Source organism: Chryseobacterium gleum, from assembly GCF_900636535.1.
Classification (GTDB): Bacteria; Bacteroidota; Bacteroidia; order Flavobacteriales; family Weeksellaceae; genus Chryseobacterium; species Chryseobacterium gleum.
On sequence record NZ_LR134289.1, the window covers coordinates 3,872,153 to 3,898,688 of the forward strand.

The 26,536-nt window shown below is 36.9% G+C and carries 21 protein-coding genes; 7 read left to right on the forward strand and 14 right to left on the reverse strand.

The features are described from left to right. Nucleotides 1-68: 68 nt before the first annotated feature. From EL165_RS17585 to EL165_RS17600, 4 genes are all read right to left on the reverse strand, one after another. Nucleotides 69-431 (reverse strand): hypothetical protein, encoded by a 363-nt coding sequence (locus EL165_RS17585; RefSeq protein ID WP_002982820.1) that lies wholly within the window; start codon nt 429-431, stop codon nt 69-71. 69 nt (nt 432-500) lie between these two features. After that, nucleotides 501-2,000, reverse strand: coding sequence for a GH3 auxin-responsive promoter family protein (locus tag EL165_RS17590; RefSeq protein ID WP_002982823.1), 1,500 nt, complete (start codon nt 1,998-2,000; stop codon nt 501-503). A 135-nt stretch (nt 2,001-2,135) separates the two neighbouring features. After that, nucleotides 2,136-2,435, reverse strand: a complete 300-nt coding sequence (locus EL165_RS17595) for a hypothetical protein (RefSeq protein WP_002982826.1) — start codon at nt 2,433-2,435, stop codon at nt 2,136-2,138. A 181-nt stretch (nt 2,436-2,616) separates the two neighbouring features. Further along, nucleotides 2,617-3,012, reverse strand: a complete 396-nt coding sequence (locus tag EL165_RS17600; RefSeq protein WP_041461973.1) for a hypothetical protein — start codon at nt 3,010-3,012, stop codon at nt 2,617-2,619. A 251-nt stretch (nt 3,013-3,263) separates the two neighbouring features. Between EL165_RS17600 and mfd the strand changes: the two genes are divergently transcribed. The 7 genes from mfd to pth all read left to right on the forward strand — a co-directional run bounded on the left by mfd (nt 3,264) and on the right by pth (nt 12,111). Continuing rightward, nucleotides 3,264-6,632, forward strand: a complete 3,369-nt coding sequence (gene mfd, locus EL165_RS17605) for a transcription-repair coupling factor (RefSeq protein ID WP_002982832.1) — start codon at nt 3,264-3,266, stop codon at nt 6,630-6,632. Nucleotides 6,633-7,004: 372 nt separating this feature from the next. Further along, nucleotides 7,005-7,826: a hypothetical protein gene (locus tag EL165_RS17610; RefSeq protein WP_002982836.1), complete on the forward strand. Its 822-nt coding sequence runs from the start codon at nt 7,005-7,007 to the stop codon at nt 7,824-7,826. After that, nucleotides 7,826-8,647 (forward strand): hypothetical protein, encoded by an 822-nt coding sequence (locus tag EL165_RS17615; protein ID WP_002982838.1) that lies wholly within the window; start codon nt 7,826-7,828, stop codon nt 8,645-8,647. The genes EL165_RS17610 and EL165_RS17615 overlap by 1 nt, the downstream gene beginning before the upstream one ends. An 8-nt stretch (nt 8,648-8,655) precedes the next feature. Further along, on the forward strand, nt 8,656-9,393 hold the full coding sequence (locus EL165_RS17620; RefSeq protein ID WP_002982841.1) for a hypothetical protein: 738 nt from the start codon (nt 8,656-8,658) through the stop codon (nt 9,391-9,393). A 152-nt stretch (nt 9,394-9,545) separates the two neighbouring features. Next, on the forward strand, nt 9,546-10,421 hold the full coding sequence (locus EL165_RS17625; RefSeq protein ID WP_002982844.1) for a hypothetical protein: 876 nt from the start codon (nt 9,546-9,548) through the stop codon (nt 10,419-10,421). A gap of 99 nt (nt 10,422-10,520) precedes the next feature. Further along, nucleotides 10,521-11,462, forward strand: coding sequence for a hypothetical protein (locus tag EL165_RS17630; protein WP_002982846.1), 942 nt, complete (start codon nt 10,521-10,523; stop codon nt 11,460-11,462). Nucleotides 11,463-11,547: 85 nt separating this feature from the next. Continuing rightward, nucleotides 11,548-12,111 (forward strand): aminoacyl-tRNA hydrolase, encoded by a 564-nt coding sequence (pth, locus tag EL165_RS17635; protein WP_002982849.1) that lies wholly within the window; start codon nt 11,548-11,550, stop codon nt 12,109-12,111. 254 nt (nt 12,112-12,365) lie between these two features. Here pth and EL165_RS17640 read toward each other — a convergent pair whose 3' ends face one another. The 10 genes from EL165_RS17640 to EL165_RS17685 form a co-directional block, all read right to left on the reverse strand. After that, nucleotides 12,366-12,710 carry a hypothetical protein gene (locus EL165_RS17640; protein WP_002982852.1) on the reverse strand — a complete coding sequence of 115 codons (345 nt, stop codon included), beginning with the start codon at nt 12,708-12,710 and terminating at the stop codon, nt 12,366-12,368. Nucleotides 12,711-12,712: 2 nt separating this feature from the next. Further along, the gene (locus EL165_RS17645) at nt 12,713-19,063 is read right to left on the reverse strand and encodes an FG-GAP-like repeat-containing protein (RefSeq protein ID WP_002982855.1); all 6,351 of its coding nucleotides are present in this window, start codon (nt 19,061-19,063) and stop codon (nt 12,713-12,715) included. A gap of 8 nt (nt 19,064-19,071) precedes the next feature. After that, on the reverse strand, nt 19,072-19,593 hold the full coding sequence (locus EL165_RS17650) for a T9SS type A sorting domain-containing protein (RefSeq protein WP_002982857.1): 522 nt from the start codon (nt 19,591-19,593) through the stop codon (nt 19,072-19,074). A 760-nt stretch (nt 19,594-20,353) separates the two neighbouring features. After that, the gene (locus EL165_RS17655) at nt 20,354-20,989 is read right to left on the reverse strand and encodes a carbonic anhydrase (protein WP_002982859.1); all 636 of its coding nucleotides are present in this window, start codon (nt 20,987-20,989) and stop codon (nt 20,354-20,356) included. 51 nt (nt 20,990-21,040) lie between these two features. Further along, the gene (locus EL165_RS17660; RefSeq protein WP_002982862.1) at nt 21,041-22,633 is read right to left on the reverse strand and encodes a SulP family inorganic anion transporter; all 1,593 of its coding nucleotides are present in this window, start codon (nt 22,631-22,633) and stop codon (nt 21,041-21,043) included. Between the two features lie 141 nt (nt 22,634-22,774). After that, a complete protein-coding gene (locus tag EL165_RS17665; protein ID WP_002982865.1) occupies nt 22,775-23,074 on the reverse strand; it encodes a hypothetical protein in 300 nt (99 codons plus the stop codon). A 21-nt stretch (nt 23,075-23,095) separates the two neighbouring features. Next, complete coding sequence (locus EL165_RS17670) at nt 23,096-23,764, reverse strand: carbonic anhydrase (protein WP_002982867.1); 669 nt, start codon at nt 23,762-23,764, stop codon at nt 23,096-23,098. Between the two features lie 444 nt (nt 23,765-24,208). Then, a complete protein-coding gene (locus tag EL165_RS17675; protein WP_041462041.1) occupies nt 24,209-24,763 on the reverse strand; it encodes a serine acetyltransferase in 555 nt (184 codons plus the stop codon). A 10-nt stretch (nt 24,764-24,773) separates the two neighbouring features. Then, nucleotides 24,774-25,922, reverse strand: a complete 1,149-nt coding sequence (locus EL165_RS17680; RefSeq protein WP_002982872.1) for a glycosyltransferase — start codon at nt 25,920-25,922, stop codon at nt 24,774-24,776. A 32-nt stretch (nt 25,923-25,954) separates the two neighbouring features. Further along, a complete protein-coding gene (locus EL165_RS17685) occupies nt 25,955-26,524 on the reverse strand; it encodes an acyltransferase (RefSeq protein ID WP_002982875.1) in 570 nt (189 codons plus the stop codon). Nucleotides 26,525-26,536 lie beyond the last annotated feature (12 nt).

Consider the following 26,536-nt stretch of genomic DNA (forward strand, 5'->3'; position numbering starts at 1 on the left):
ATTTAGGACTATTCATATGCTGATTTTTAAAAGATATAGTAAATATATCCCAAAAGATAAAATCTATTTTAGTCGGCTCTTGTGGAACTCAATACAATTGCAGCAACACCTGCAGCGCCGATAAGAGTAGCGCCCGCAGCAATTCTGGCCTTTCTTCTGTCTTTTACGGCAGCTACATTTGCTTTAGGAATAATTACCTCTGTACTGTCTTTTTTACCCGCTGTGCCTACAAGATTTTCACCAACGACGTTTCTGAATAAAATGGTCTGTTTCGGAGAACCATCCCTCATGGTGACTTTGTAAATTTTTCCGGCTTCAAGATTAGAGTAATTGTTTTTTGAAATATCTTCGCTGTATTTTGTCGTAGCACAAGATGTAATAACAAATAAAGACGTTAGTAAGGATGATTTCAACAGTACAGATGCTTTCATTATTTTCTTTTAGTTTTTCAAATTTATAATTTTTTTCGAATATACGTTTCTGGAATTGAAAAAATATGATTAAAGTTTGTAAATTTCTAAGAGATCTGCAATCTTCCTGTCATTAGCCAATCTTGGGGTCTTGTTTTGGCCGCCCAATTTTCCCTGGGATTTGGCATACTCATGAAAAGCATTCCTTTTAAGCCTGGTGATCTGTAGTTTCTGTAAAATATTTCCCGAAATCAGATCGTCATAGTAAGTGTTTCTTGCCCTTAGCTGCTGATCAAGCTCATTTCTGAATACATCCAAATGCTCAGGTTCCTTTTCAAACTCTATCAGCCATTCATGATAAGGAAGTCCTTCAGTTGGATTTACCTGAGGTGCAAGATGAAACTCTGTAATCTGTGCCGGATATTTTTCAAGGGTTGCTTTCATTGCTTCTTCCACTTCAAAAGCAATTACGTGTTCCCCAAAAGCAGAAGTGAAATGTTTGGTTCTTCCACTTACCAGAATTCTGTATGGATCTTTGCTGATAAACCTTACAACATCTCCTATGGAGTAAGCCCATAATCCGGAATTGGTGGTAAGGATCAGTGCATAATCTTTATGCAGCTCAATTTCTTTTAACGTTAATCTTCTTGCTTCGGGCTTGCCATATTCCTCCAGGGGGATAAATTCATAGAAAATTCCATGGTTAGTAAGGAGCAGCAGTCCTTCTCTGCTATAATCATCCTGAAAAGCAAAGAAGCCTTCAGACGCCGGAAAGGTCTGGATGATATCTACTTTGCTTCCCAAAAGTTCTTCCATTTTATCACGATAAGGCTCGTAATTGACTCCTCCGGTAACAATAAGCTGAAGGTTCGGGAAAAGCTGTTTGATCTTTTTACCATGTTTTTCCGTCAGCTTCTCAAAATACATGATCAGCCATGGCGGAATTCCGGAGATCAGCGTCATATTTTCATGTTCCGTTTCCTCTATGATTTTGTCTACCTTGGCTTCCCAGTCTTCCATAATATTGGTTTCCCAGCTTGGCAGGCGGTTTTTCTGAAGGTAATTGGGGATATGATGCGCTACAATGCCGGATAACCTTCCTGTTTTTATTCCGAATACTTCCTCCAGTTCAGGGCTGCCCTGAAGAAAAATCATTTTTCCGTTTACAAAATCTGCATTATTTTTTTTGCTGATGTAATGGAAAAGAGCACTTTGCGCACCGGCAATCTGAAATGGCATTCCTTCTTTGGAAATAGGAATGTATTTAGAACCTGAAGTTGTCCCCGAAGTTTTGGCAAAGTATTCAGGAGTTTCTGTCCAGAGAATATTTGCCTGTCCTTTCTTTACTCTTTCAATATAAGGTTTCAGATCTTCATAATCGGCTACCGGAACTCTATCCTGAAACTCTTTTACAGTATGGATGTTTTCAAAATCATGCTCACGCCCAAAAAGTGTTTTTTGAGCTGTATTTACAAGAGATAGTAACAGGTTCTCCTGGTCTCTTTCAGCATTTTTTTTGAAATCCTCTGCTTTTCGGACATGTTTCTTTGCCCAGATCAGTGCTGCATTTTTCTTGAAGAAGTTTAACATGGGTCAAATTTATAAATAAGTAGAGAATCTGGAATCATTTTTTATAAAGCATCACATAAAAAAACCGATGGAACAGATTCCACCGGCTTTTCGAAATTTGATTATGAAAATAACAACTATATGTTGATGTTATGCTTATTTGTTCTCCTTATATCTTTTATCAGGAGTACCGTCTTTTTTCAAGTGTTTGTTTTGTTTATACCTCTTGTCCGGAGTACCGTCTTTTTTCATTTTGGCAGCCGGTTGTGCAGGTTTTGCTGCTTTTGCATCCATTGCAGGTTTGGCAGCTTTTACTTCTGCCGGTTTAGCAGCAGCCTTTACAGCAGTTGCTTTTACAGGTGGATGTGTTGTTGTGCTTTTAGCGGGAGCAGTCTGCTGGGCAGTTGCAAGTCCTAATCCAAGGATCAATGACATTGCAGATAATAATTTTTTCATAAGAATTATTGTTTGTTTTTGTTGAATAAAGATATACAAAAAGCAGGCTAGAAAATTAGGATTTTCAAACTTAACTAAAGTTTATTACAGCTTAAAAAAAGATTAAAACACTTCATTTACAATTAAAAAGCCTGCCTTCAAAAGATGAAGGCAGGCTTGCATAATATATAAATAGACAAATCTAGCGTGTACAGTTGGCTGTCCACGTTTTGCCGTCCTTTGCAAATAATATTTTTAAAGTATTGTTGTCAATTCTGATGTAAGAGGTCGCAGTAGAACCAATCATCACAAGCGTATGATCTCCTTCCTGATTAAACTCTACTCCATTAATGTCAGGAATGCTGTTTGAGAAAGCAAAGTTGTATTTGGTACCACTTGCTATCTTTGTTACAAATACACTTCCGTTGTCCGTACTGATGTTGGTAGAGCCTCCGTCATTATAAGAGACACTTCCCTTGTAGGTTCCTGCAAAAAATTCATTGTTAACAGGGTCGTCATCTTTGCTGCACGACGAAAAAGATAATGCTGTAAATACCAACAGCATCATAACTCCTAAGATTTTAATTGCTTTTTTCATAATACTATTCTTAATGTTTGGTTCTGACTTAAAAGCCAAACACTGTGCCACGGAGAAAATACTTGAATTTTTTTAACAGGTTATTAAATAAAATTGTAAAAAATTAAGAATAATTAATGTAAGTTATTCATTTTAAACTATCAGTCTTTCTGTTTTTCAGAGGAACACAAAAAATATCCGTACCTTTGTATATCATAAACGGTTTCGGAAAACTCCCGAAATCGCTTTTGTCGTTTATACCATTACTATTTATGCAGTTAAAATCCATCAATGAAAAGTTCCTTCCAGACCTTTTACAGAAAGAATTTGGAAAAGAAATTTTTACCAAGCTAGAAAATAATCAGCATATTGCCGTAAAAGGAAGTGCCGGATCTTCGGTTTCTATTTTTGTGGCTGAGCTCTTTTTGGTCCAGAAGAAAAATATTCTTTATCTGGTAGATGATAAGGAGGATGCTTTGTATGCCAATACGGAGATGGAGGATCTTTTGGGTAAAGATAAAGTGTTATACTTTCCGGCAACCCATCTTGAACCTTACCAGGTAGAAAAAACACAGAATGCCAATCTGGTTTTAAGAACTGAGGTTTTAAATAAAATCAATTCCGGGAGGTCTCCCAAAGTGATTGTTGCCTATGCTGGAGCCTTATCTGAAAAGGTTTTGAAAAAGGAAGATTTTAAAGCAATATCCCATCATATTAAAGTGGGTGATCAGCTGGATTTTGATTTTGTGGATGAACTGCTTAATCATTATCATTTCCAGCAGGCTGATTTTGTTTCTGAACCGGGAGAATTTTCTGTAAGAGGCGGTATTGTGGATGTCTTTTCCTATTCGCATGAAAAGCCGTATAGGATTACGTTCTTCGGTAATGAAGTGGAAAGCATCAAAACTTTTGATATTGAAACACAGCTTTCTGTAGATAAAGTAAAGGATTTCCAATTGGTTTCCAATATGAACTTTTCAGTGACAGGAACAAGGGTGTCTTTGCTGCAATTATTGCCTCATGAAAGCTTTGTTGTTTCTAAAAACGGCATGGTAGGAATGCAGAAGATCAGAACATTCTATGAAAAGTCCCTGGAAAAGTATGATACACTGAGTAAAGATATCGCTCACAGAACTCCGCAGGAACTTTTTATTTCTGACCAGGAGTTTTTATTTGATTATAAAAAATTCAAAACAGTTGATTTTGGAGGAGTGGTGATTGAAGGGCTGAAAGAAGTTACTGAAGTAAAAATGGATCAGCTTCCACAACCATCTTTTCATAAAAACTTTGAGTTATTGATTGAAGATATTGAGGAAAAGCAGAACAATGGATTCGATACCTGGATTTCCTTTTCAACAGAAAAACAGAAAGAAAGACTGGAATCTATTTTTGAAGAACTTGAGCATGAGCTTCCTTTTAAAAGTTTTAAATCTGAACTTCATGAAGGATTTGTAGATAACGGACATAAACTGATGGTTTATACGGATCACCAGATCTTTGACCGTTACCAGAGGTACAAAGCTAAAAATACTTTTGCCAAATCTGAACAGCTCACTCTGAAGGATCTGATGTCTCTGAAAATCGGAGATTATATCGCCCATATCGATCATGGGATCGGAAAATTTATGGGTTTGGTAAAAGTGAACAATGACGGGAAAATCCAGGAATGTTTTAAACTGACCTATAAAAACGGAGACTTATTGTATGTAAGTATTCACTCTTTACATAAAATTTCGAAGTACAACGGACCAGATGGAAGAGAGGTTGTACTGAGCAAGCTTGGATCTCCAACCTGGAAATCCTTAAAGCAGAAAACGAAAGCGAAGGTTAAGCAGATTGCTTTTGACCTTATTAAATTATATGCTCAGAGAAAAACGGCCAAAGGTTTTGCATATACACCGGATTCTTATCTGCAGAACGAGCTGGAAGCGAGCTTTATTTACGAAGATACGCCGGATCAGGAAAAAGCGACTATCGATGTAAAAAGAGATATGGAGGCTGATACGGTGATGGACAGGCTTGTTTGTGGGGATGTTGGTTTCGGAAAAACGGAAGTAGCAATACGGGCAGCATTTAAAGCGGCTACGGATGGCAAGCAGGTAGCAGTGTTGGTGCCTACAACTATTCTGGCTTTCCAGCATTACAGAAGCTTTAAAGAAAGGCTAAAAGATTTTCCGGTAAATGTTGCTTATGTCAACAGATTCAGAACGGCGAAGCAGAAATCAGAGACTTTGGAAGCACTGAAGAATGGGAAGGTAGACATTATTATTGGTACGCATCAATTGGTAAGCAGTTCTGTTAAATTTAAAGATCTTGGATTGCTGATTATTGATGAAGAGCACAAATTCGGGGTATCAGTAAAAGATAAACTGAAAACTTTAAAGAATAATGTTGATACTCTTACGCTTACGGCAACTCCTATTCCGAGAACCTTACAGTTTTCATTAATGGCGGCAAGAGATTTATCTGTTATCAAAACGCCACCACCAAACAGGCAGCCTGTAGAGACACAACTGATCGGATTCAATGAAGAAACCCTTCGTGATGCTGTTTCTTATGAACTACAGAGAGATGGACAGGTGTATTTTATTAATAACAGGATTGAAAACCTTAAAGATATTGCTGGTCTTATCCAGAGGTTGGTTCCGGATGCAAGAGTGATTACAGGACACGGACAGATGGAAGGGAAACAGCTTGAAAAAAATGTCCTGGATTTTATGGAAGGAAAATATGACGTCCTTGTATCTACCACCATTGTAGAAAGTGGAGTAGATGTACCCAATGCCAATACTATTTTCATCAATGATGCGCAGAGATTCGGTATGGCAGACCTGCACCAGATGAGAGGAAGGGTAGGGCGAAGCAACAGAAAGGCTTTCTGCTACCTGATTACTCCTCCTTATGATATGATGACTTCCGATGCGAGGAAACGTCTGGAAGCGATAGAGCAGTTTTCTGATCTTGGAAGTGGTTTCCAGATTGCAATGAAAGACCTTGAAATCCGTGGAGCCGGTGATCTTCTGGGGGCTGAGCAGAGTGGTTTTATCAACGAAATGGGATTTGAAACGTATCAGAAGTTAATGCAGGAAGCATTGGAAGAGTTAAAAGATGATGCTGATTTTGAAAACCTGTTTGAAAATGAAGAAGACAGGCAGAAGCTTTTCAAATCTGTGAAGGATGTCAATATCGATACAGATTTAGAGTTGATGCTGCCGGATTCATATATATCCAATACGGAAGAAAGGCTGTTATTATATCAGAAAATTGCCGAGATCAATAATGAGGCGGATCTTCATCAGTTTGAGCTGGAGTTGATTGACCGTTTCGGACCATTGCCTAAAGAAGCAATAAATCTGTTGAAGAGTGTTTCCCTGAAATGGCTTGCGGCAGAGATCGGTTTTGAAAAAATTGTTATGAAAAACGGTGTCTTTTTAGGGTACTTTCCGGGAAATCCTCAGGACAAGTTTTATCAGACAGACAGATTCAGGCATATTATTAATTATCTGACCAGAAACCCTGCTGAAGCTCAGCTGAAAGAAAAGTCAGGAAAAGAAGGCAATCAGCTGATGATGAGGAAGGAAAAGGTTAAAAATGTAGATGAGGTAAATCTACTGTTGAAAGCTATCATTGAGCATAATTAAATTTTACGATTTGTTCTTTAGGAACAACTTTATAAAAATTGTGAAAAACGTATAAAAGCTTTAAATTTTTATACGTTTTTTTGTGATTGTTATCATGTTTTTCTTTTGCAATATTCCTGATGAAGAGAATTAAGGCCTGTTTTGAGGCTATAAAATCACTCTTTAATGAGTAAAGAAGTTTTGTAAATCCCCGTACAGTAAGGGTTTGAGACCTTATGTAATATTTTTTGAATATAAAAAGTGGAGTTATGTAGAAATAATTCTACTTTTATGTGTGATTAATTCTATTCTGTAATGTGTTTATTTCTATAGGTTTACCGATATATAACTGGAATTTTTTGGACTTCATTGTGTACCTTTGCAGTCCTTATTATGAAAAAAATTATATATTGCTGCGTGGCTGGACTTCTATCATTCTATGCCAACGCACAGGTGGGAATCGGTACTGCTAAACCGAAGTCCGTTCTTGATGTGAACGGAAAAACCACCTTAAGAAAAGAACTTAGAGTAGGCGGGACTTCAACCCAGGCTGGAGATGCTGGATTGAACGGCCAGGTTTTGGTTTCTCAGGGTGAGGGCTTACCTCCTGTGTGGAAATCTTTGAATGTTTCCTTTATGGAAGAGGGACAGTATAAGCTGATTGATTCTTATCTGTCGTCGGATCAAACGGGTATTATATCACTTACCGATGGAGTTGCAGGTGATGGGATCTACACCAACAAAGTTGGGGACGATATCACGGATATTACCAAAGGAAACTGGAAGAAAATTAACGGGCTTAGCAATACTTTTACCATCAAAAACGGTAAGAACAGGCTTACGTATCAGTTCCAGACTGGTATTGAAATGAAGGCTTCCACATCTACTACAGTACAGAGTGTAAGATTTGCCTGTGGTGTTTTCAGAAACGGAGCACTGGTAGCTGTACGTCCGGATAGAATAGCTTCCAATAATAACAGCGGAAAAGCAGGGCTTCAGGATTATATCTTTACGCTCAATTATACTGAGCAGAACGTTCCTGTAGGCGTTCATAATATTGACATTGCATGCAGAAAGATTGATACTTCAAGTGCATCTTCACAATTTGCGATCGGACGTAATGTGCAGTCTTCAAATGGTGCTTCCAGTGCGTTTACGCTGGAATCTACAATGAAAATAGATGTTATCGAATACGTGAGCTATAAAAACAACTAATGATGAAAAAACTATTATCCACGCTGCTTCTTACCATGGGACTTTTAATATCAGCTCAGGTAGGAATAAAAACAGAGTCTCCAAAAGCCAAACTTGATGTAAACGGAGATGTGAATTTCAGAAATAAAATCGGGGTTTTTAATTCTACTGATAACTCCGTTTTCCATGGAAATAATGACCAGTTGCTGGTTTCTCAGGGGGAAGGTTTTCCGCCGGTGTGGAAATCACTCCGAATTCCTGAATACGAGCCTAATAAATTTTACCTGATTTATAACAATTCTTTCTCGGATGATGTAGGGATTACCTTTACCTCTTCGGAAGATTCTTCAGTAAGTATGGCTTCCAGAGGAGGAACATTTACACAAGGAAAACAATATAGTACTCTTACCAACTTCAAAAAAATAAATGGGCTTTCACAAGTAATCAGTGTATTCAGTACCCAAAGTAAGGCCTATTTTCAGTTTGAAACTGTTGTACAGGCAGATTTTGGGGGAGCAGGAAGTACAGATAATTCAATAGATTATGCTTGTGGAATTTTTGTGGATGACAAACTGGTCAACCTGAGACAGCGAAACCTAAAGGCCATTACTACCTCATATCCTTTCCTTACCCACACCCAGATCGGTATTGTAGATAATCTTTCCAAAGGAAACCATACGGTAAGTGTTGCATGTACAAGATTAGGTTCTTATGGAGGTTCAGGAAATACGCTGAGCATAGGCACCAATGTATATAGTAATATCAATAAGTTTATTGCCCAGTCTTCTCTTAAAATAGACGTATATGAAGTTCCGGAGGTATTTAACAATATTATAAATTAAGAAGGATTATGAAAAAAATATTATTTGTTACATCTCTTTTGTTAGCAGCTGCAACAAATGCCCAGGTGGGTATCAATACTCCTAATCCGACTAATATGCTGGATGTGAACGGAGATCTTAATGTTGGGAAAGAATTAAGAACAGGAGGTACTGATTTACTGAAAGGTTCTGCTGGTACAGCCGGTGATATATTTCACAATAATGCAGATTTAAGTACAAACGACTGGAAAGCTATTAAAATTGCTGATGGACAGGGAAGTATGTCTTTGTTTTCCATCAATACTGTTTCGGATAAAACCGGAATAAGCTTTTCTGGTGCCAGTGGTTCTACTAATCCTTATAGCAATGGAGATCCTCTGACGGGAGGCTGGACTGTAATCCCTGGGACGGTAGATACATTTTCTGTTACCAACGGTACAAACAAAGCTACTTTTTCATTTCAGACAACTGTTCAGAAAACAGGAACAAATTCTGCAAGTTTTGCCTGTGGTGTTTTTGTAAATGATGCACTTAGAGCGGTGAGAACAGATGTGCTTCTGGGAGACAGCGGGGCTTATAAGATTTTTAACCTTAATGCTACCCTTACCAATCTTACCCCTCAAAATCAGTATTCTGTTAAAGTAGCCTGTATAAAAAGAGCTATTGCCGGAACAGTGCTTGGGATAGGAAGAGCTGTAGACGCTACTTTCCTCAATAGTGATATGTCACAGTCTGTTTTGACGACATCAATATTGCAGCCTTATTAATTTTCATAATGATACAATATTTGGAAATCTAAAAACGTTATGTTTTTAGATTTTTTTTGTTTATTAACTCTGTTTATTGTGAATTTGTTCAGATAAAGTAAAGTGTATTATCGAAAATTGAATTATATTTGGACAAGCTAAAAAAATTCTATATGGTAAAAAACTATTTTTTTAAAATGTTTGCTGGTATTGCTTTTCTTGGGATGCTGACAGCATGTAATACTACCTCGGATCCTACAGAATCCATCCCGAATCCTGATGATGGTCCACCGCCTAAAAAGATTTTGGCAAAGGTCAGCTCCAATAATTTTACTCAGGAAGAATATACTACTACAGCAGTAACCGGAGACTTGCAGACTGCCGTGTCTAAAGATGAATTTGCTTCGGGAAGTGCTTATTTTACCGGAACAGTAACCTATACGGATAAGAATATTACTAAAATTAAATATGTAAGTTCTGCGTCATCCAGTCTTGTGTATGAATTCAACATTGTTCCTGATGCTACCGGTAAAAAGATTTACAATGCTACTTCTACAGCAACAGGAGCAACCCCGTCTGTATCTGTTGTAAGTGACTATGCATTTACTTATAGCGCAACTACTGATAAGCTTACCAAAATTCTTGAGAAGAGAAAAGAAGGAGGAATCAGTGCCTATAACAGATTTATTGACTATAGTTTTGTATACAATGGTGATAATGTTATACAGGTGGTTTGTTCCAAAGGTATACTGGATATCAACGGAAACCCGAATATGAGCACAGCTGTGATTAGTAAGTACAGCTTCCAGAACTATGATGCCCAGAAAAGCCCGTATTCAACACTTCCGTCAGTATATTTTATCACACGAAGCCTGATCAATCCGGCCCAGTTCTATAAAATATCTCCGAACAATCCTACTTCAATGTTCATAGAACTGCCGTCACCGGCTACACCTGTAAATACAGCCCAAAGTTATTCATATGATAATCAGGGGTATGTAACCGTTGAAAAAAACCAGAATTTAACTTTTACCTATAAAAATTTATAGGAGAAATATAGTTATTAATCTTACCATAATATAAATAATAATACAATTTTTAGGCAAAAAAAAATTATATTTGTCAAAAAAATAATCAATTACAAGGAAATGAAACAAATTTTCTATTTTATTTTACTGATCGCAGGGTTTTCCTCAATTCATTCCTGCAAGGACATGTTGGATGAGGATGGAAATCCATTGTTGGATCTTAACGATACAGGAGGATTAAGCGGTCCCAGAGCATTATACAGAGAAATTACAGATAAAGATACTATCGCAGAATATCGTTACAGCGGACTTCTTGTGACCAAAGTAATCACAGACAGTGCTTCTGTTACTGATATTATGTACAGTGGTGATAAAATCAGCCAGATTAACTTCAATGGTTTTCTTGATCTTGACGGAAACGGGAAGCTGGATAAAGACAGTGTATCATACACTCAATTATTCACTTATGCCAATAATAACAAGCTGCAGAAGATTTCTGAAAACCGTTCTATCTTCAGAAGACCCCCACCTGTTCCGCCTGCAACAACTCCAGGGCCACAGACTTTGCTGAGAAAAGAGAAAACATCTTATGAAACATACTACAGCACTTCTACTGGGAAATTGGATTCAATAATTATGAGAAATGGACCTGATGCCCCTGGAGCGCAGTTTATCTTTACTGATTATTCCAGAACAGCTTATACTTATGTGGGAGATAACGTATCTAAAGTAATAAGATATTATGGTAAAATAATTGGTACTTCTGGAAATAATTTTGGAGCTGCTACAGGAAAATATAGCTACGAATATTATGCCTATGATGAACAGGTGAGCCCATTCACATTATTACCACATGTCTATAAGATTTCAAGATTATTATCTACAGAAATCAATGACAAAGAAAGTCTTATCTTATCTCCAAACAATCCTAAGAGATGGTCGGTGACAGATCTTACGCCACCAATTCCGACTCCGATTGTTAAGAGTACAAATTACGTTTACGATCCTCAGACTTATATGACAAAAGGATATGGCGTTAATTACATCTACAAACCACAATAAAGAATTTTTTTAACAATATTCAAACTCAATCTTACTAGGATTGAGTTTTTTATTTTTTATCCCTTAATTTTGCAAAAAATTTCTGATGAAATATTTAATCGTAGGGCTTGGGAACAAAGGCTCAGAATATGAAAATACACGACATAATATAGGCTTTAAAGTAGCCGATAAAATAGCAGAAACCCTTGAAGTATCATTCAATACATCGAATTTCGGATGTCTGGCAGAAGGAAAACATAAAGGAAGAAAAGTTTTTGTCCTTAAACCTGATACTTATATGAATCTTTCGGGAAATGCTGTGAAGTACTGGATGCAGAAAGAAAACATTCCTTTGGAGAATGTGCTCATTGTTACCGATGACCTTGCCCTTCCTTTCGGAACTTTAAGATTGAAAGGAAAAGGATCTGATGCGGGTCATAACGGACTTAAAAATATCAATGAAGTATTGCAGACTCAAAACTACGCCAGGCTTCGCTTCGGGATCTCTGCAGACTTTGCTGCCGGTCGACAGGTAGATTATGTATTAGGAACCTGGAATGAAGAAGAAGCTGAAAAGCTTACCGAAAGAATTGAAACCTTTTCCAAAGCCGCTCTTTCTTTCGTTTTTGCCGGATTGAATAATACGATGTCTGCTTTTAACGGAAAATAATTCAGAATTAGAATCAAGAGGAGCTAAATATAATAATATTTTATTTAAAAGAATGACTACCTCAAAAAAGAGGTAGTCATCTTTGATCATTTTAAGAGTGATTTATTAGCCAAATCTATACTGGATTTCCTAAAATCTTAGGTAAAATCTTCTGATTTAGAAATATCAATTTTTTCCACTTTGCTAAAATGTTTGACTCTTCAAATCATTTATAATATTATTTTGCTAAACTTGTGAATTTTTTATAAGTTTTTTCATATATAATTGAGATCGGGTTTTCCAAAAGGTTCCCCCATTATTTGAAGAGTATTTTTTGCCATTTCTCTTACTTTATTCCACTCTGAATTTGAAAAATCATCCAAATCAACATTTCTTAAACACCATTGTATTTTAATATTCAAACGTAAAATCGATGCTATTGAAGCGTTGGAAAATTTATTATTTTCGATAAGAGAAGGTAATAATAAAAAGACATTTTCAAAACTTGATGTAACATCATCTGGAACATCTGCAAAATCGGGTAAATATTTCTCCTGTTCCTCTAACGAAGATGCTAATAATTTTAAACTTTCTACTATTTTTTTATATTGATTTTTCATATTTATGGATTTAAGGGTATTCTAAAAGTTCCATTTCCTGATGATACTTTCCAATATGGCATACCATTGAAATGTCTTGGGGTACCTGGATGATATTGTATCATTCTTCCTGTAAAATCATTACCTGTCTGATTCATTTCACGAAGTACCCAACCATTTGCTCGAGTACTTCGTCTCATAACATCATTAACCCAATTCTTTGAATTACCTAAAATGCTACGTACATATCCATAGGATTTTCCATCTAAAAGATTAGGGTTAGCCATAACATCATCAACACTTTCTAAAACTGTGCCAACTTTGCGTAATGAAGTGGTTGTCTTTGATGCTCCTTCATTACTAGCATAATTTCCTTTGAATATTTTTTGTGGCCCTTCCTCATAAACTTTTACTGGTTGTTCGTTCACAATCTTTGTCGCTACATATTGATCAGTACTGACACCAATATCCCCAATTTCTATAGGGGTAGTTTTCACAGGAGTTGCTCCAACAGTGGTAGTTTTTGGTGTATTGTTTAGAGTCCATTGAGTTCTTCCTACTTCAATTGGAGCACCTTTTAAGATTGTTCCTTGTGGAGCTCCTATTTGAGCTGCCTTTGCATTTTGGAGAATTTGGCCAATACCTCCAGTGATTGCACCTGCAGCTCCTCCTATAGCAGCACCGGATAAGCCGCCCATTACCGTTCCCTCTATCACATCTTCTCCAAACATTACGGCAGTGGCAAATCCGTTAATAGCTCCTGCAACGGCTCCTCCTGAAGCTCCTGCAATAGCTCCTCCCAGAAGACCGCCCTGGATTCCATAGGCGCCTGCGGCAGCAAGGGATGCTGAACCAACAGCTGCTCCAACACCTCCGGTGAATGCCCCTACAGCAGCTCCCATCGCAATTTTTCCCCAGGTCGCTCCCCAGTTCCATTTTACTGGATTCCATGAACCATTCGCTTTTACTCCTGTTAAATAGCCACCTACAATTGCTCCTACAACAATCCATGCAAATTCTCCATTTGGATCATTGTAGATTAGTGGATTATTCATCACATACCCATACCTGTTATAGATCTGAGTATTGAATGGGTCCTGGATATTTTCATCCGCATTCAGGAACCTTCTGAGAAGCGGATCATAGAGCCTTCCATTCATGTGGATGATGCCTACTTCCATAAAATGCTCGTGACCGGTATAGCCTCTGTCTATCAGAAGTGGTGTTCCCCACGCCTCTAAAGTTTCTTCAATATTGGCTTTACCAACAGCTATTATACTGGTCCCAATCTGTAAGTGGGTAAAGTTTCCCCACGCATCATAATGCCTTTGTTCCTGTACATAGCCTTCCTCATCACTGATGGCTAATATACTTCCGAGATAATCCTTATGTAGGAATTTAAATGATCCTGTGATCTCATCAAAGTTTTTCAAAAATACAATATTGCTTTCATATGGGCTTCCCTCAATATAAATGATGCGTTTTTCTTCTCCGGTAAGATTATTTTTTACCACTTCAAAGCTTCCTTCCTCACTATACAACCGGGTAAATTTCCCACTGTCATCTGCATTAAAGTTTCCTCCATAGGTAACTCTTTGTCTCATCCCGGTTAATCCGTACTCAAATGCAACATCGCCTCTTTCCCCATTAATGAATACTGGGTCATTATTCTCATTATAAAGTACAGTTTGCACTAAATCCTGATCATAATTTTGTATCCCTTCATTGTTCAGAGTCATACCAGTAGCTTGGTAAATCTTGTCTGCATTTTCATATTTAATAGTCCCCACCTGATCATTTACCAAGATTCTGCCTTTTACATCATAGATATTTCTGTTTGTTGAAGGCATATTTCCTGTTATCGGATCTATCCAATTTACTAGGCGGTTGTTATCATCATAATAAAAGTATTCCGTAGTAAGGCTACCTGATTTTCTATTCTTAAGCTCATTTTTAATTGCATCAAAAGAATAAGAGATTTTAAGGATATCTGGCTTAACTGTGGAAGAATGATTAACATTGATCAAAAATCCGTTAGAATCATAAGCATTCACTATCTCTGCTGCACCCAGCTTAGCTTTTACTAGCAGTCCTTTTGCATTGGTTTCTTTAAGTTCCCATAAAACTTTTCCTGATGTCTTTTCCTTAACCTGGTAGAGCTCACCATTCCAGGCATTGTACAGATTTTCAATAGAAACATTAGTTGTTCCGGTAGATGTTTGTATTGCCTTTTCATAGGAACTTACTCTTCCCTTGCTGTCATAGACAACATTCTTGTGTGAAAAGTAGGCTTCAGGAGTTTCCTGGAAAGAAGCAATTGTCCGTCCTTGCGGATCATAATTTATGGTATACGAATATTTTTTTCCATTGGAGGTTCCTTCTTTTACAGTAAGTCTTCCCTTATTGTTATAGGAGAAATTTATCGCTTTATCAGTTTCGCTTCCAGTGGTAGACTTTTCATTCTGTAGGATAAGCTGCCCAAGACTGTTGTATTGAAACCTTTTTTCACCTTTTGGGCTTATTACTCTTGACAAAGCCCCCATATAACCAAGATATTGGTATTCATATACACCGGTTGAAGGATCTTCTACCCGTATTTTATTGCCCCAGTCATCGTATAGGGTAGTCACAATATGCTCCGCATATTTTGCTTGGATTTGCTGACCTACTGCATTATAAGAAAATTGTACTGTTCCGCCTTTATCGGTGGATGATAGTACATTTCCTAAAGCATCAAGTGTCCGGGAAGTTGTCCTGCCGTAATCCAACGGACTGGTTTCTTTCACTGTTGTGGTAAGCCCAGATATAATGGTCTCTGTCTGCTTGCCGGTAAATGCTGTAGCTTTAACCTTAGCAGGAAATACCGTATCATCATATACAAAAGTGTTCCACTGAGTGGCTCCCTGGCCGTCAAAATAAGGTTCAGATTCCTTGATCATTCTCCCAAGTACGTCATACTGCGCATCCTTAGAAACATACTGTCCCTGAGCAAAGGCTTTGGAAGATGTTTTGTATTCCTGTCCAAGCTTGTTGGTAAAAACTTTTGCTATATCTCCATCAGGATCATTGCGGGTAATGGTTTCATTGTATTGGTTGTCTTTAGCATACTGGTAAGTTGTTGTTCCTGCTAAGCTGGATGCAGAACTCAGGAGTTTACCCCATACATCATAGATATTGGTGAGGGTATTTCCACTCGGATCTGTTTGGGTCAGGACCTGTCCCAGGCTGTTATAGGTAAACCCGGTTTCCAGTCCGAGATTATCCGTTTTTTTAATGATAAATCTTCCCGTAGGATCATACTCATCTTTCTGAGTTTTTGAATTTCCATCTAAGCCTGAAATTGTCTTTTTACTCGTAATATTCCCAAAGCCATCATACGAATATTCTTCTGTTAATGCTTGAGTCGCATTATTTCCTGGGAAAAACTGGCTGTTTTGCAAAAGGTTATTGTCATAGGTATAAGTTGTAAAAGTACTCTGTACATCACCATATGCTTCTATCTTTTCAGCCTTGTTTGTTGGTCTTCCAACGTAATAATTATTTCCTGTTCCTCCAATATTATGGGTGTAGTCGAACTCAGTGGTAGATACTCCGTAACCATTGTTGGTATTGATTTCAATTTTGGCAGGAAGGTAATAGTTCTCATAGGTCGTTACTTTCTGAGTGAATGTTCCGGTTAAAAAATCTTTAGTTTTTGTAAACTTGGGAACAATCGCAGTAACAATTTTGGATTGATATCCTGAAGGTATAGAGGTAACGACTTGCCCGTTTAGCAGCTTATCTACTTTGTATTGTACGGATTCAAAACTCAACAGCTGGGTATTATTCTCTGAAATATCTGCCGGGAAAATATTACTTTCATTGTTGGTCCTGATACTCCATTCTTTTACTGGCGCTCCATCTAAGTTTGGATCTATTTCTGATCCAGACCAGATTTTAGTATTTTCAAATCCGTCAGCATACCAGGAAGAGCGGGCAATCTGCTGAAAGCCTAATAATTTTTTTCCCTGCAGGTTTCCTACAAGCCCCCTGTAACGGAAATCCTGCTTTCTGCCTTCTTCTATAAGCTGAGACACGGCATAAGCTTGATCTACCCTTGTCATGGCATAATTAGGATAAATTTCTTTCTTTTCTTTCTTGTAGAAGTCAGGAGTTATGGTATTGCCTGGAACTACTTCCAGGTATTTTACATTGGTAGTTACTCCTCCTTGTGTAATAGAAGTCATCCTGGCCAATTCAGAAACAGGAGTAGGCCCTTTTATTTTTTTCAGGAACTGCTTCCAGTATAAAAAGACATTATAATAGTTATTCCCGGACTTTATTGAATTGGTAATGGGAGTAAACAAGGTAAGATCAAGCAGGTCCTGTGTGCTATATGTTGGACTTTGAAATGACCAGTTGGGAGTAAAGCCCGGTGTTCCGTTAACATCTGATCCATTAGCCATCTTCGCACTTACAACATAACCGAAATCCCTTGATCCACCTGCGTTGAACATATTGATCTGGTTATAGGAAAATACTTGTACAATATCAGATTTTCCATCCTTGTTCATATCGGTAACCGAAAAGAAATATTCTTTAACAAATTTTGCATAATTACTAGTCATCTCTTTCTGGAACTTTCTGTAGGTAAAAAATTCCTGTTTTAAGAAAGGATTAAACCCTTTATCGGTTCCCATGTAAAACCTCCAGTCATCAGGTTTTCCTATAGCATAATCAGTAATAGGAATAGCAAAATCGAGTTTTCCATCTCCATTATAATCTCCATATAACACAGGAAATTCTGGATCTTTGGCTTCCAGCAGGTTTCCGGAAAATTTTATTTTCTGCAGGTATGTATTAGTACTGTATTTTACAAATTCAAAAACGGTATATTGTGAATCTGCTACGCTAATAATTTCTACCTTTCCGTCTCCATCTATATCCAAATACTTCCGATCCTTATATCCGCTTTCATTAATTCCGGCATCAAGCAGCAATCCAATTAAAGGAGTAGCCGGGTTTTTTAGGTCTACAATACCTTTTACATTAAACCCTGTCGGGGCACCATCATCAAGAAAAGCATCGGGTATACCATCCCCATTAAAATCGCCTACTTCAAGAATTAAATTATCACCTTGTCCGTTAAAAACAGTATTCCCCAGACTTTTATCGAATACTTTTACAAAATCATTGTTTCTAAAAATATATCCATAAATTCTACTGTCTTTATATTCAACAATTCCATTTCCATTATAGACCTGACCTTCTTCGTCTAATAGTGTACTAACTACTTTAGCATTACCAGCAAAAGTTTTACCTGTAGAAACGGTTGTAAAAGTTTCGTTAAAAGCCCCTAGCTTTACTGTACCGTTATTCATCAGGAAGTCCAGATAAGAATCTCCATTAAAATCTGCTACCAATTTAACGTCATTAAAGGGATCAGGCTCTGCCGTATATTCTGCATAAGAAGAATTGACCATAGATGGGTAACCGAAAGTAACCGGATTAGCCGCTTCATTATTGGCGTTATACTCGGTAATTTTTCCCACAAACTGATAATTGGTTCCATTGCCAGTATACTCTATGCTGTACCGCTTAAATTGACTATTATTGGTAAGTACCTTTACCTCAGAAAGAATCTTGCTTTGGTAAGATTTGAGGCCCTGCACATAAGATTCTTCTTTCAATTCTCTGTCATTATAGGAGAACTGGATGGTGTTCATATGAGGGGTATTCAGATCCATATTCCCACCCCAGCTGATGCTGCTTATCATGGCAGTACGGGTTCCCTGGACATAACTGTAAGTAATGTAATTTCCTTGCGGATCTTTCCATTCGCTTATATTATATTCATTTGGTACTCTGGCAACTGGATTACGGCCATACCACGCCTGAGAACCATCCTCAAAAGTAACTTCCCAATATTCCGGGCCATACCATCCGGCAGCAGTTCCTATAGATCTAAATTTTGTATTGGAATATTTTTCTGTAACATACTCAGCACCGTCTTTGCCGTATACACCTGATTTTAGTACCAGTCTTTTACCGTTAAAACTGTAATAATCAGAGAAATCCATCTGAACTCCCTTTACCTCTCCTTCGTTTTCAATATTCTTACCTGTTCTGCTGATAGTAGTTATTCCGGAAATACTCCATCCATAACCGGCTATACCATTACCAGATTCACTGTTATACACTAAACCTATCTGGGGTGATACTGTTTTAATGCCAGGAGGTAAGTCCAGTGGTAAAGAGAACTCTAACTGTCCAACTCTGTTGACTTCAATATTTCCCTTAGTATCATGAAAATTCTGTGAAAAGCAGAATATCGAAGTGAAAGATAATAGCAACGCAGAAAATATCTGTATCTTCTTATTATTAGTTTTTTTCATGATGCACTTTATCTTTTAGTGATGTTTTTACTGAATATCCTTCCGTCTTTCAGAGTAAAGCGTAGTACGTATACACCCCAATCGTAACCTGTCATGTTAATTTTCAACTGCCTGTTAAGGCCAGGAATATTTTGTTGTTGAAATTTCCAGTGAATTGTGCTATGCTGATAAAGAGAAACAGATTCTATGAGTTTGTCTGTTTCCTCTGTCCAATCGATGGTTAAAACATCATTAACAGGAACCGGATATAAACGAACCTGCTTCCAAAATGTTTTTTCATCCATCATCTGTGTTGTGAACAGTGAGGCGGTTTTTAGTTGTGACGAAGATTTTCCTGCAATGTCTTCAGGTCCACGGTATTTCTGGCTGCCTGCTTCGTCATATTTGAAATAAACTTCCGTTTGGGAATATCCCCAAATTCCGATCATTAAACAAATTAATGGAAAGATTTTCCTTTGTAATAAAATTCTCTGAGCCGACATACCCAGAGTGACATATCCAGAAGGTGTATCCATATAAAGTTTCTTCATTGTGTATTGTTTTTAAAATTAAAATTAGATTTGCCATCCTATATCGAATTACTTAATAGTATCTTGAGTGACAGAAAATTATTATCCTGAGCGATAGAAACTTTTCATAGCTTTTGTTTTTAGGTTAATGGTATAGCCTGATTTCAATCAGTGCATCAAATAAATAGTCTAAGGACCTTAGGCTTTATAAGCCCTGCACGTAAGATATAAGGAGATTCTGTGCATATAAGAAATTAAGTATAGAAACATAATTTCTCTTATTCATCTGTTATAGTTTTTATTCGGCTGACTTATTGTCTCACCTTATCAATCAATTAAATTCCCTTTTTTTGTAATAATTATCCTTATTATGTTCATTTTCTGTTCATTTGAGATCTTGGTATTTTAGTCTTTCTCAGTAATAGAGCATAGCAACAAATCATATCGTATTTTTTTTCTCTTTATACTAAAATATATAAGAAGAAAAATTACTAATACTATTGAAACAGTGTAATTACGAATAATTACATTAACTATCTTTCTAGTATTGATTTTTAAAAGCTTCTTTATTAAAAAAAATAATATTGCAATATATAATTAATCATTTGATAATGAAAATTAAATCTCTTTAAAATGAAATATATCGTTGATCTTGTCAGTTCAACACAATTTCTTTTTAAATATTTACTTTTATAATATATATAACGTAATAAAAAATAAATGCCATCGGATTCCGATGGCATTTCTGTAAACTATAATTGGAATTAAATGAATTTGCTTCTTATAACCAGGTTACAGCACCTGTTTCAACATCGTAATTGGCGCCAACGATTTTAATTTTACCTTCAGCTTCAAGATTTTTAAGTGTTGAACTTTGCTTGCGGATATCTTCAATCGCACTTCTTACATTTTGCTGATTAAGCCTTTCAAGAAGAGAGCTGTTGTTAGATGAACGCTCTTCATTCTCTTCAATAATTTCATTGATGATTGGATTGAAGTGATTGATAAGGTGGTTCAGGTTGTCCATTCCCATACCTTCAATTTTTGCAGCGTCAAGACCTCCTTTCAAAGCTCCACACTTGGTATGCCCTAATACGACAATAAGTTTGGACCCTGCAACATTACACCCAAATTCCATAGATCCCAGAATGTCCTGATTCACAAAGTTACCGGCAATTCTGATACTGAAGATGTCTCCTAATCCCTGATCAAAGATAAGCTCTGCAGAGGTACGGCTGTCTATACAGCTTAATACTACAGCAAAAGGCCACTGTCCCTCACGGGTTGCATTCACCTGTTCAAGAAGGTCTCTGTTTGCTTTAAGATTGTTCACAAATCTCTGGTTTCCTTCTTTTAAGAACTCTAACGCTTTCTCAGGGGTAATAGTAGATTGGGTTTCGTGTGTATGTGCTTTCATATTTTTATTGTTTTCGAATTTAAAGTTAAAAAAATTAATTAATAATGGAGATTACATAGCCCTTTTGTGGGTAACCAGAATATGGGAATCCTGACTTCTTTCGTAATCTCTGTATGAAGTTTTAAAGCCTATCAGTTCTACATTGATGTCTTGTTCCTTGGCGCGGATATTGGCAAAGTCCTGAATCATTTCCAGTACATCGGTTGCAATGTAGGAAGTGCTTCTTGCATCAATGATTACTGTAGAGTTAGGTTTTATGTTTTTAAGTGTTTTTTTGATAGCTGCCTTATTTAAAAATGATACTTCTTCAGCCAGCTTGATATTGATCCCGTCTGCATCATCCAGCCTTTCTCTGCTTAAATAATACGCTCTTTTCATATTTCCCTGAAGGATATAGAAAATAGAGATTGCGAGACCAATTCCCACCCCTTTTAAAAGATCTGTTGCCACTACGGCTACCACCGTTGCTACAAACGGAATAAACTGAAATTTTCCCAAATGCCAGAAATGTTTGAATGTGGCCGGCTTTGCCAGTTTATATCCTACCAGAATTAACACCGCAGCCAATGTTGCTAGCGGAATTAAATTTAAAACAACAGGAATAGACAATACGCAGATCAATAAGAAGACACCATGAATAATGGTGGACATTTTGGAGGTCGCTCCTGCATTGGCATTGGCAGAACTTCTTACGACAACAGAAGTCATTGGAAGCCCACCAATGAATGAACTTACAAGGTTTCCGATTCCCTGCGCCTTAAGCTCAAGATTGGTATCCGTAATCCTTCTCTGTCTGTCCAGACGATCTGAAGCTTCAATACAAAGCAAGGTTTCAATAGAAGCTACAATCGCAATTGTTGCCCCTACAATCCATACTTTAGGATTGGTAAAGCCGTTAAGATCAGGAGTCGTAATCAGGTTCTTAAAGTCATCAAAAGACTTTGGTACCGGTAAAGAAACCAAATGCTGGGTTTCGATAGCCAATGAGCTTCCGGACATCTTAAACAATTGGTTCAAAAGAATGCTTACAATGACGGCAACCAATGCTCCAGGAAGCATTTTCATCCTTTTCAGAACGTGGATTTTATCCCATGCGATAAGTATCGCTACAGAAATTAAAGTAATAACAACCGCACCGGGATGAATCGCTCCAAACAATTCTGTAAAATATCCGAAATTCAGGCCGTTATCAAAAATGGATTCGTGCCCTTCATAATCTTTATCAAATCCCAATGCATGCGGAATCTGTTTTAAAATAATAATGATTCCTATGGCTGCCAGCATTCCTTCAATGACATTATTCGGAAAATAGTTGGAGATGCTTCCGGCTCTCACAAACCCTAAAACCAATTGAATAAGTCCTGCAATAATCCCTGCACAAAGAAAAAGCTCAAATGCGCCAAGATCTGTTATTGCTGTTAAAACGATAGCTGTCAGACCTGCTGCGGGACCTGATACTGAAATATTTGAATTACTGATTGTTCCTACTACCAGACCGCCTACGATACCGGAAATAATACCGGATAAGGGTGGGGCGCCTGATGCTAAAGCAATTCCTAAACACAACGGAAGTGCTACTAAAAATACCACGAGTCCTGAAGGAAAATTCTCCTTGATTCCTCCTATTAATGATGTCTTTTTCATAATGTGAAGCTGTAAGGTATAACCGGCTTATCTGCTTTAAATAAGTCTGTTATAAAAGTTGAAAAAATAATTTTTTAAAGTACGTGTGTATCCGATATCAAAAATGATATGGAAATAGTATCAAAAAATCTAACTATAGAATTACGCTTCCGGAGGGGGAGAAAATATAGTAAGTAAAGGTGATAGATGAAAAGAATCATCAATCAGAACAAAAGACACGCCCTGAGTATCAGGTTCGGAAAACTTCAGATAATCGAAAACATCTAAAGGTTTCGGAATAGTCTTTTCGTAAACAATGAATGAGGATGGGTGAGAATGAGGTTCTTCTTCATTGATTATTACATTCGTTCTTGCAATATCCCAGCCCGCAACCGCAGCAATGCCTGGCAGCGCTGTAAAATTCAGAAAAAACGTTAATACAATAATACTCCAGAATTTCATTTTACCTTCTTTTTAGAAAAACTATTTAGTCTTTCTGCTCATTACCCAATCAGAACTTGTAAGATTGTAGATCTTTTGGATGTCTTTCAGGATTTTCTCAAAATCAATCTCCAGATCAATAATTTTACCTGTTCTAAGGTCAAATACCCAGCCATGCACAATAGGATACTCTTCTAAAATGTATCTTTCCTGCACACAGGCCATTTTGATCACATTGATGCACTGCTCCTGAACGTTAAGCTCTACAAGTCTGTCATAACGCTTGCTTTCATCTTCAATAGAATCCAGCTCTGCCTGGTGCAGTCTGTACACATCACGGATGGTTCTCAGCCATGGATTCAGTAATCCCAGATCCTGAGGAGTCATTGCTGCTTTCACACCACCGCAGTTGTAATGTCCGCAAACAATAATGTGTTTTACTTTCAAATGTTCTACAGCATACTGAATAACGGCTGTGGAACTCATATCTAACGTATTGACCACATTGGCAATGTTTCTGTAAACAAATACCTCACCTGGTTTTGCCCCCATCAGTTCTTCTGCAGTGGCTCTGCTATCCGAACATCCGATATACAGATAATCCGGATGCTGAGTTTTTGCAAGTTCATGAAAGAAGTCAGCATCCTCAGCTAATTTGGACTCTACCCATTTTTTGTTGTTTTCGAAAATAACTTCGTACGATTGTGCCATAATTTAAATTTTAAGGTTTATAATTATTTATTTCGTTTAAATTATTTTCAAAATCAATAGACCAAATCAATAATTATGCAAAAATATAATTTTTGTTAAAGAATCAATCACTTTTAACAAAGTTTAATATTAAAATATGCTTAAAATCATATTCAATATTCCAGTATACTTTTATTTTGAAACTATTGAGATCTATAAGTTTAATCCAAACGTTTAAAAAACAGTATAAAATTACAAAGTATAAATCAAAATCTGAGACTTGTGAATTAAAATATTCTAAATTTTCAATAAACAATCATAAGAATACCGAGAATGATTGTTCCTTAATAATTTCAATTAGTCTCTGCACATTGTTGATCCGCTCCGGATACCAAAGAAGATGCCGGTCTGCCTGTTTGGAAAAAGCTGTAGATCTGAAATTAATATCTTTTGCTATTGACGGATTTATATCTTATTGTTGATATAACCCTGTGTCGCTTTTGAATTTGGAAAGATTTTTCCAGGGTTTCCCATTACTATAGAATCCTGTGGTACATCGAAATTAACATAAGAATTCGGAACAATAAGTACATTATTGCCAATAGTAATACCTCCTACGACTACAGCATTGGTGCCTATCCAAACTTCATCCCCAATAACAGGAGAACCTTCATTTTTTCCGCGGTTTTGCTGGCCAATAGTGACTCCATGAGCGATATTGCAGTTTTTACCGATCACTGTTTTCGGGTTGATGACAAGGCTTCCGAAATGTCCTAAATAAAAACCTTCGCCAATCTGGGTCTCCGGATAAATCTGAAAACCATATTTGATCTGATAATGTCTGAGTACGATTTTCCAGAAAAAATTCAGAACAGGGGTTTTCTGATATTTCTGAGCTTTTCTCAAAATGTAGACAAAATGAAGATTGGGGTTGATGCACTTTTTCCAGATCTGAAATGTTGAAAGCCATTTTCCGCTTTCCCTGTAAAAGTCTTTTTGAATAATCGAATAATCAGCCATTGTCAATGTTTTATACTTCATCAATTATTTTCTGAAGGTGTTCCACGGATTTTTCCAGAACAAAAGGAAGCTCGGTTTCGGAGATTCGTTTTTTGTATTCTTCAGTGATATTTTTATTCGTAAGAAACTTTTTCATTCCTTCATATATTCCTTCTTCAGAATTCGGGGTAATATTTCCCAGTTTTCCATCCTGCAGAAGATCCCGGATTCCGGAAATGTCTGTTGCCGAAATAGGTTTGTTAAGAATAAGAGCTTCAGCAATAATTGTAGGAAACCCCTCATGCCGTGAAGACATAATATAAAAATCCGCCTTTTTCATGTATGGATATGGATTACTGCTGAAACCAAGCATTTTTGCAGTTTCCTGAAGTCCAAGCTTATTGAGCTGATCCTGAATATTATTGAAATCATACCCGTCTCCAATAATCAGAAGTTGATGTTTAAATCCTTCATCAATAAGTCTTTTATGCACATTAAGCAATCTGTCGTAGCCTTTCTGGGGATATACGGTTCCTACCGTTACAAAAGTAGGAAGATCATTGTTGAAAGGATAATCCTCAACTTCAATATCTGCCTTTCTTAATGTATCATTTTTGTCAATCGGGTTGTAAATCTTAATTACAGATGCTTTTTCAGCTTCATTTTTTGCCAGTTCAAACATGCCTTCCTGCAGCTTATTGGAAATCACCAGAATTTTGTCAAACTTAAAAAACTGTCTGATCAGCTCAGGAGTGTATCCTTTCAGATTAAAAATGTCATTCTGTACCCAGATAATTTTTTTTGAATCTTTTTGAGGGCTGGAGAGAATTTCCTGATGCATTGCATGGATAGCAGCAATTTCTACATCGTATTTTTTATTTTTTAAAACAAATTTATAAAGAAGAGAAGGAAACCAAAGAAACATTTTCTGATAAAGCACTCTGTAAGCTTTCACTGGAATATCCTGCGGCCTGTTGGTTGTGATCATTTCTCCTTTTGTCAAATAGTACAGCGTCACCCATGACGGAACCTCTTTTATGTATAATCCCGAATAGAGATTTACTAAAAGGTCTACTTCATATTTATCCGGAGGAAGATTTTTCAAAAAATTGATTAATACTTTCTCAGCACCACCATGACGTAATGAACCTATACGAATGAGGAGTTTTTTCTTTTTCAAATTTGTTTATTTTATGATTTTACAAGATTAATTTATTTAATTTTTCTTGCTTTTTTATACTTGTAAGGAAGATTTTCTTTGATATAAGCATCCAGCTTTTTTCTGTCTTTCTCAAGTTCACGGGGATATTCCGGGTTGTTTTTAAGAACAATATCTCCATAATCTTCAATGGTGCAGAGAAATTGTGCCGGGTTTCCAATAAAGACCGTATTGTCCGGCATAGACTGTGATAGTACAGAATTAGCTCCCAGAATACAGTTGTTTCCAATCTGTACATCCTGCATGATTACACAATTAAGTCCTATGGTACAGTTATTTCCGATTTTTATTCTTCCCAGTATTCTTGCATCTTCATAGCCCGGAAGTTTTCTGAGAAGAGTAGTGGTTCCCCCGTGATTTACAAACCTTACATCTCCGGCAATATTCACATTATCACCAATTTCGATAAGGTAAGGTTCTGTTCCGAAATACACTTTGTCAGGCATGTTGAAGTTTTTACCTACCTTCATCCCTCTGTATTTTGCCACTTCAAGACTGGCTCTGTTCAAAAAAGAATGATAGAGAGCGTCTATTTTTAACAAGATTCTGAATATAAAAATCATCACAAGTGTAAA

What these genes read in the sequence shown, in the direction of transcription:
- EL165_RS17585 (WP_002982820.1), bottom strand. Translation starts at nt 431, where the DNA reads ATGAAAGCATCTGTACTGTTGAAATCATCCTTACTAACGTCTTTATTT.
- EL165_RS17590 (WP_002982823.1), bottom strand. Translation starts at nt 2,000, where the DNA reads ATGTTAAACTTCTTCAAGAAAAATGCAGCACTGATCTGGGCAAAGAAA.
- EL165_RS17595 (WP_002982826.1), bottom strand. Translation starts at nt 2,435, where the DNA reads ATGAAAAAATTATTATCTGCAATGTCATTGATCCTTGGATTAGGACTT.
- EL165_RS17600 (WP_041461973.1), bottom strand. Translation starts at nt 3,012, where the DNA reads ATGAAAAAAGCAATTAAAATCTTAGGAGTTATGATGCTGTTGGTATTT.
- mfd (WP_002982832.1), top strand. Translation starts at nt 3,264, where the DNA reads ATGCAGTTAAAATCCATCAATGAAAAGTTCCTTCCAGACCTTTTACAG.
- EL165_RS17610 (WP_002982836.1), top strand. Translation starts at nt 7,005, where the DNA reads ATGAAAAAAATTATATATTGCTGCGTGGCTGGACTTCTATCATTCTAT.
- EL165_RS17615 (WP_002982838.1), top strand. Translation starts at nt 7,826, where the DNA reads ATGATGAAAAAACTATTATCCACGCTGCTTCTTACCATGGGACTTTTA.
- EL165_RS17620 (WP_002982841.1), top strand. Translation starts at nt 8,656, where the DNA reads ATGAAAAAAATATTATTTGTTACATCTCTTTTGTTAGCAGCTGCAACA.
- EL165_RS17625 (WP_002982844.1), top strand. Translation starts at nt 9,546, where the DNA reads ATGGTAAAAAACTATTTTTTTAAAATGTTTGCTGGTATTGCTTTTCTT.
- EL165_RS17630 (WP_002982846.1), top strand. Translation starts at nt 10,521, where the DNA reads ATGAAACAAATTTTCTATTTTATTTTACTGATCGCAGGGTTTTCCTCA.
- pth (WP_002982849.1), top strand. Translation starts at nt 11,548, where the DNA reads ATGAAATATTTAATCGTAGGGCTTGGGAACAAAGGCTCAGAATATGAA.
- EL165_RS17640 (WP_002982852.1), bottom strand. Translation starts at nt 12,710, where the DNA reads ATGAAAAATCAATATAAAAAAATAGTAGAAAGTTTAAAATTATTAGCA.
- EL165_RS17645 (WP_002982855.1), bottom strand. Translation starts at nt 19,063, where the DNA reads ATGAAAAAAACTAATAATAAGAAGATACAGATATTTTCTGCGTTGCTA.
- EL165_RS17650 (WP_002982857.1), bottom strand. Translation starts at nt 19,593, where the DNA reads ATGAAGAAACTTTATATGGATACACCTTCTGGATATGTCACTCTGGGT.
- EL165_RS17655 (WP_002982859.1), bottom strand. Translation starts at nt 20,989, where the DNA reads ATGAAAGCACATACACACGAAACCCAATCTACTATTACCCCTGAGAAA.
- EL165_RS17660 (WP_002982862.1), bottom strand. Translation starts at nt 22,633, where the DNA reads ATGAAAAAGACATCATTAATAGGAGGAATCAAGGAGAATTTTCCTTCA.
- EL165_RS17665 (WP_002982865.1), bottom strand. Translation starts at nt 23,074, where the DNA reads ATGAAATTCTGGAGTATTATTGTATTAACGTTTTTTCTGAATTTTACA.
- EL165_RS17670 (WP_002982867.1), bottom strand. Translation starts at nt 23,764, where the DNA reads ATGGCACAATCGTACGAAGTTATTTTCGAAAACAACAAAAAATGGGTA.
- EL165_RS17675 (WP_041462041.1), bottom strand. Translation starts at nt 24,763, where the DNA reads ATGGCTGATTATTCGATTATTCAAAAAGACTTTTACAGGGAAAGCGGA.
- EL165_RS17685 (WP_002982875.1), bottom strand. Translation starts at nt 26,524, where the DNA reads ATGATTTTTATATTCAGAATCTTGTTAAAAATAGACGCTCTCTATCAT.